At 61.6% G+C, this 456-nt stretch carries 1 protein-coding gene; it reads right to left on the bottom strand.

Annotated features, from left to right (window positions below; genetic code table 11):
• A partial coding sequence (locus ACL9RI_RS27660) for a transposase (protein WP_422729646.1) occupies positions 1-445 on the bottom strand: 445 nt, incomplete at its 3' end.
• Positions 446-456 lie beyond the last annotated feature (11 nt).

Raw genomic sequence — 456 nt, 5'->3', positions numbered from 1 at the left:
CCTCGATGATGCCATGCAGGCAGCGCGGACGGTCGGTTTTCGCCAACGCCAGAAAGCGGTGGCGCCAGCGAAAACTGGTATTGCGGTGGATGCTCAACTGTTGCGCGGCCTTGCGTACCGAGTCCGAGTTCAGCAGGCAATTGGCATAGTCCAGCCACAGGGCTTTGTGGCGCAGATGCGCCAGGGGCGTGCCCGTCAGCGCATTGAATGTTTTGCCGCAGGGCACGCAACGATAGCGCTGCAAATCGTTGGCATGGCCGTGCCGATGTACATGCCGCGAGCGACATGCCGGGCAGCATAGACGTGCTTGGGCCGTGCGTTCGATCAACGCAGTGGTCGTCTGCTCGGGCGGCGCGCCGCGTAACAGTTTCATGCCCTGCAGACGTTGATGCCGAGAAAGCTCAGCGAACTGTGCGAGCCATGCCTGCCATTGCGCTTGTTGCATGCTGATCTCCC

This window comes from Janthinobacterium sp. Mn2066, assembly GCF_049319705.1.
Classification (GTDB): domain Bacteria; phylum Pseudomonadota; class Gammaproteobacteria; order Burkholderiales; family Burkholderiaceae_D; genus Janthinobacterium.
Note: the sequence above shows the minus strand (reverse complement) of the source record. Positions and strands in the feature narration are given on the sequence as shown.